This window comes from Sphingomonas sp. LH128 (genome assembly GCF_000293195.2).
Classification (GTDB): Bacteria; Pseudomonadota; Alphaproteobacteria; order Sphingomonadales; family Sphingomonadaceae; genus Novosphingobium; species Novosphingobium resinovorum_A.
The window spans coordinates 1-5,267 of the sequence record NZ_ALVC01000311.1; the positions used below are offsets into that span (position 1 = coordinate 1).

General features: G+C 65.4%; 6 protein-coding genes and 1 pseudogene. 6 read left to right on the forward strand and 1 reads right to left on the reverse strand.

Translation table 11 applies throughout. From position 1 onward, the window contains the following. Nucleotides 1–339: 339 nt before the first annotated feature. The 4 genes from LH128_RS22695 (at nucleotide 340) to LH128_RS22710 (ending at nucleotide 3,103) form a co-directional block, all read left to right on the forward strand. Complete coding sequence (locus LH128_RS22695; protein WP_008832031.1) at nucleotides 340–639, forward strand: PepSY domain-containing protein; 300 nt, start codon at nucleotides 340–342, stop codon at nucleotides 637–639. A gap of 104 nt (nucleotides 640–743) precedes the next feature. Further along, nucleotides 744–1,421: a response regulator transcription factor gene (locus tag LH128_RS22700; protein WP_008832032.1), complete on the forward strand. Its 678-nt coding sequence runs from the start codon at nucleotides 744–746 to the stop codon at nucleotides 1,419–1,421. A gap of 61 nt (nucleotides 1,422–1,482) precedes the next feature. Then, entirely contained in the window at nucleotides 1,483–2,799 is a 1,317-nt protein-coding gene (locus LH128_RS22705; RefSeq protein ID WP_231958208.1) for a sensor histidine kinase, read from the forward strand. 100 nt (nucleotides 2,800–2,899) lie between these two features. Beyond that, on the forward strand, nucleotides 2,900–3,103 hold the full coding sequence (locus tag LH128_RS22710) for a hypothetical protein (protein WP_008832034.1): 204 nt from the start codon (nucleotides 2,900–2,902) through the stop codon (nucleotides 3,101–3,103). Between the two features lie 134 nt (nucleotides 3,104–3,237). Here LH128_RS22710 and LH128_RS22715 read toward each other — a convergent pair whose 3' ends face one another. Continuing rightward, nucleotides 3,238–3,552 carry a chorismate mutase gene (locus tag LH128_RS22715; RefSeq protein ID WP_008832035.1) on the reverse strand — a complete coding sequence of 105 codons (315 nt, stop codon included), beginning with the start codon at nucleotides 3,550–3,552 and terminating at the stop codon, nucleotides 3,238–3,240. A gap of 108 nt (nucleotides 3,553–3,660) precedes the next feature. On the opposite strand from LH128_RS22715, the gene LH128_RS22720 reads away from it, so the two are divergent. Further along, on the forward strand, nucleotides 3,661–4,677 hold the full coding sequence (locus tag LH128_RS22720) for a polyprenyl synthetase family protein (RefSeq protein WP_037520943.1): 1,017 nt from the start codon (nucleotides 3,661–3,663) through the stop codon (nucleotides 4,675–4,677). 224 nt (nucleotides 4,678–4,901) lie between these two features. Continuing rightward, nucleotides 4,902–5,267 (forward strand): annotated as a pseudogene (locus LH128_RS22725) (hypothetical protein); the annotation flags it as partial.

Consider the following 5,267-nt stretch of genomic DNA (forward strand, 5'->3'; position numbering starts at 1 on the left):
GCGGTGTAACCTTGTGCGGCCGTGGAGGTTCGGGCGGGACGTGGGAGTAATCTATCGGAGCGGGCGGTCTGTAGGAAAGCGGGCGAGCCGTAAGCGCCCCGTTGCACATCTTGTGTATCCTCCCTGTTGCGAAGCAATGGGGAGGGGGACCGCTCGCGTAGCGAGTGGTGGAGGGGGAGGAACCCCTCCGTCAGCCCTGCGGGCTGCCACCTCCCCATCGCTGCGCGACAGGGAGCATCAGGTTTGCGTTGCCCATCGGCCACACCGGAAACCTGTCTGCCACCTTCCCGCCACATTCAGGACTTGTTCAAGCCTTCAACTTTAGGCACCGAAGCCGTGATGAAAAGGATTTCGACCCTCCTTGCGGCGCTGGCCGTGCTTCCCGCCCTGATTGTTCCGGTGGCGCATGCTTCCGGCGGCGAGCAAGGCGAACTGCGGCGTGAGCGCCGCGCCGGCAACGTGCTGCCCCCGCGCGAGATCGAGCGCGAAGTGCTGCCCCGCATGTCGGGAATGCAGTACATCGGGCCGGAGTACGACCCGGCGGCGATGACCTATCGCCTCAAGTTCATCAAGAACGGGAAGGTCTATTTCGTCGATGTGGATGCCCGGACGGGGCGCATCATCGGCCAGTCGCGCTAGAGCGCTCGTACGGGAACGGGCAGGGAACTTAGCGACGCCCTGTTGCTTGACCGTTTCACCCTTTCGGCCCATCTCAACCTCGTTCATGTTAGGAGGACGGTACATTGCGCATCCTGATCGTCGAGGATGAGCCCACCCTGGGCAACCAGCTCAAGACCACGCTGGAGCAGAACGGCTATGCCGTGGACCTCTCCGCCGATGGCGAGGATGGGCATTTCCTCGGCTCCACCGAAGACTACGACGCGGTGATCCTCGACCTCGGCCTGCCCGAGATCGACGGGTTGACCGTGCTGGGCATGTGGCGCCGCGAGGGCCGCACGTTCCCGGTGCTGGTGCTGACCGCGCGCGACAGTTGGTCGGACAAGGTCGCGGGCCTCGATGCCGGCGCCGACGACTATCTGGCCAAGCCGTTCCAGACCGAGGAGCTGATCGCCCGCCTGCGCGCGCTGATCCGCCGCGCCTCGGGCAATACCTCCAGCGAGCTGACGGCGGGGCCGGTGCGCCTCGACACCCGCTCGGGCCGCGTCACGCTGTCCGGCGAGCCGGTCAAGCTGACCGCGCAGGAATACAAGCTGCTGTCCTACCTGATGCACCACAAGGGCAAGGTGGTCAGCCGCACCGAACTGATCGAGCACATCTACGATCAGGATTTCGACCGCGATTCGAACACGATCGAGGTCTTCGTCACGCGCATCCGCAAGAAGCTGGGTGCCGATGTCATCACGACGATCCGCGGCCTTGGATACAGTCTCGACGATCCCGCCGAACCCGGCCGCGGCTGACGCCGCCCCATCTCAGGCGCCCGTGAAGCGGGCCGGTAGTACCGGCTCGCTCGCGCGGCGCATGATGCTGATCGCGGCGGGGTGGATCTCTTTCCTCCTGCTCGCGGGCGGACTGGCGCTCGACCACACCGTCACCGGCATCGTCACGCGCAACTTCGACGAACAGCTGGGCTATATGCTGACCGGCATGATCGGCTCGGCCGAGATTTCGCAGGACGGCGAGGTTTTCTTCCTGCGTCCCTTGGGCGACCAGCGGTTCCTCGAACCCAATTCCGGCCTCTACTGGCAAATTCGCGCCAAGGGGCACGAGGATTTTCCCTCGCGCTCGCTGTGGGATCGCAGCCTGAACGTGCCGGACGGCCATTTCGACGCCGAAACCCACGTCTACGATAGCTTCCAGTTCGAGGGCGAGCCGCTTCGCGTGATGGAGCGCTCGATCATCCTGCCGGGCAGCGATGCCAAGTGGATGTTCACCGTCGCGGCCAGCCGCAAGGACCTCGACGACCAGATCAAGATGATCCGCTCGATCCTGGTCTACAGCTTCGTCGCACTCGGCGTCGGCCTGCTGCTGATGGCGGGGATGCAGACATGGTACGGCCTGTTTCCGCTTCGCCATGTGCGCCGCGCGATCCAGAAGCTGCGCACCACCGGCTCCAGCCGCGTCAACGATCCGCTCCCGCGTGAGGTCGAGCCGCTGGTGAACGAGTTGAACGCGCTGCTCGCCCATACCGAGCGGCAGGCGGAGGAGGCGCGCACCCATGCGGGCAACCTCGCCCATGCCCTCAAGACGCCGCTGACGGTGGTGATGAACGCCGCAACCGCGCAGGCGCCCGACCTTGCCGACACCGTGATTCGCGAGGCGGCGGTGATGCGCCGTCAGGTCGATCATCACCTTGCCCGCGCCCGCGCCGTCGGCCGCCGCGCCGTCGGCCAGTCGCGTGCCGAAGTCTGGCCGAGCCTCGAGGCGGTGATGCGCGCGGTCGAGCGGCTCTACGACCAGACCCGCCTCGATCTCGACGGTAACCACGACGCCATCGTGGCGATGGAGAAGCAGGACCTCGAGGAAATGCTCGGCAACCTGATCGAGAATGCGGCCAAGTACGGCGGCGGCAGCGTCTTCGTCACCGTCGATGCGGCGAAGAACGAGCGGTTCTGCGAAATCTGGATCGAGGACGACGGCATGGGCATCCCCGAGGCCGAGCGCACCCGCATCTTCGATCGCGGCGCGCGGCTCGATACCGGAAAGCCCGGCACCGGCCTGGGGCTTGCGATCGTGCGCGATGTGGTGGAGATTTACGGCGGCACCGTCGAACTCGACGAGAGCGAGGATCTGGGCGGGCTGCTGGTGAAACTGAAGCTGCCGCGGACTGGGGCGTAATACGTTTCCCGGCACATTTTTCGGGGTAACCGGCCCTGCCACGGCTTGCGGTCGCGGACAGGGCGGCTATCTGCGCCGCATAGCCAATTCAGGAGCATTCATGAGCAAGCCCATCAACGTCCCGCTGACTTCGGACGAGATCGAAATGCTGGTCGACGCACTGGAAGTCGATCTCGAGGGTTACCTCGAATCGGCCAAGGAAGCGCGCGGCAACGGCAACCGTGACGACGTCGCGACCTTCACCGAGGCGGCGACGCGGATCCAGACGCTGATGGCGCGCCTGCAGGGTCTGGTGGAAGAGTAAGTCGGTAATTCCTCCCCGAGCTTGCTCGGGGAGGGGGGCCGCCGACGAAGTCGGTGGTGGAGGGGGAGAGGACGCAGCCCCTCCGTCAGCGACTGCGTCGCTGCCACCTCCCCGAGACAAGCTCGGGGAGGAACCTAACCCTCGTTCTTCGCCCGCTCGTGGTGGCGGATCACTTCGTCGATGACGAAGCGGATGAACTTCTCACCGAAATCGGGGTCGAGATGCGCGTCCTCGGCCAGCTTGCGCAGGCGGGCGATCTGGCGCTCCTCGCGGCCGGGGTCGGAGGCGGGAAGGTCGGTCTTCGCCTTGTATTCGCCCACGGCCTTGGTGATCCGGAAACGCTCGGCGAGCATGTGGATCAGCGCGGCATCGATGTTATCGATGCTGGAACGAAAGCCCGCGAGGACGGGGTCGACGGTGCCGACGGTCGAGGAAGTCTGCTGAGTCATCGCAGCGCCCGCTAGCACGGGTTTCCCACTTCTGCCAATCCGGTTGCGGCCACGGTTGATACCGTTTGCACTTGCGTTGCGGTCGCCTTGAGCCCAAAGCGCGCAGCGATGAGCGCAGATATCGTCCCCCTGCAGACGCGCAGGCAGCAACCCTCCCTGGCTCCCATGCTGGCGCTGACCGCGTCCGGCATGAACAGCGTCAATGCCGTCATTCTCGACCGCATGCAGAGTGAGATTCCCCTTATTCCGGCCCTTGCCGGGCATCTGATCTCGGGCGGCGGCAAGCGCATGCGCCCGATGCTGATGGTCGCGGCTGCGGAGCTGTGCGGCTACCAGGGCAACCGCCACCACAAGCTGGCCGCCGCCGTGGAATTCCTCCACACCGCCACGCTGCTTCACGACGACGTCGTCGACGGTTCGGACATGCGCCGGGGCAAGGCTGCCGCGAACATCGTGTTCGGCAATCCGGCGACGGTGCTGGTGGGCGACTTCCTGTTCACCCGGGCCTTCGAACTGATGGTCGAGGACGGCAGCCTCAAGGTTCTGCGGGTCTTCTCCAAGGCCAGTTCGATCATCGCGGCCGGCGAGGTCGACCAGTTGACTGCGCAGCGCCGGATCGAGACGAGCGAGGACCATTACCTCCAGATCATCGGCTCCAAGACCGCCGCGCTCTTCGCCGCCGCCACCCGCATTTCCGCGATCGTCGCGGAAAAGAGCGAGGCGGAGGAAATGGCGCTCGACGCCTATGGCCGCAACCTGGGCATCGCGTTCCAGCTGGTCGACGATGCGATCGACTACGATTCGGACGTCGGCGAATCGGGCAAGGACAAGGGCGACGATTTCCGCGAGGGCAAGATGACCCTGCCGGTGATCCTCGCCTACGCGCGGGGCAATGCCGAGGAGCGCAAGTTCTGGGAGGACGCCATCGCCGGTTTCCGCACCGAGGACGAAGACCTTGCTCATGCGGTCGAACTGATCAACCGCCACGGCTGCGTCGAGGCGACCCGCGAGCGGGCACGGCTCTACGCTCAGCGCGCGATCGACGCGATTGCAGGCTTCCCTGCGGGCGAGGCACGCAACGCCATGGCCGAGGCGGTGGAGTTCGCCGTCGCGCGGCGTTACTAATCAATAAAAGGCCCACCCCCAGCACCTCCCGCAAGCGGGAGGGGAGCAAGTCGGACCTGCTCTCCCGCATGCGGGAGGGCCGGGAGGCTTGGCAGTCCTGAGCTTGTCGAAGGGCTGCCTTGCCGGACGGGGTGGGCGAAAGCGCCACAGTCCACAGAGATTGCGACACTCTGCAACAAAGCCGTAATTGCAGCGCGAGCACGGCTCGCTTAATGAGGCGCGCCATGCCCTCCTACGCCGACAGGGGCGGATACCAATCCGGTTCGCCTCGCCAACGCCTGATATCCTCACTGCTGTCGGCGGCGATCATCGTGATCGCCTTGCTGATCGCGATCTATCAGACGGCGGTGGCCCCTCTGCGCGAGAAGGCGAAGAACCCCGTCACCTTCAATGTCGAGGGCGAGGATGCCGATACCGGCGCCAAGTCTCCCGAACCCGCCAAGAAGGCGGAGAAGGTCGAGAAGGATCAGGTCCAGCAGCCCAAGGTCGCGGTCGAGACACCGGTACAGCCGATCGAGAAGCCGACCCAGACGCCGGAGAAGCCTGCCTTCAGCTTCCTCAAGCTCTCCAAGTCGGACATGGCGGGGGCC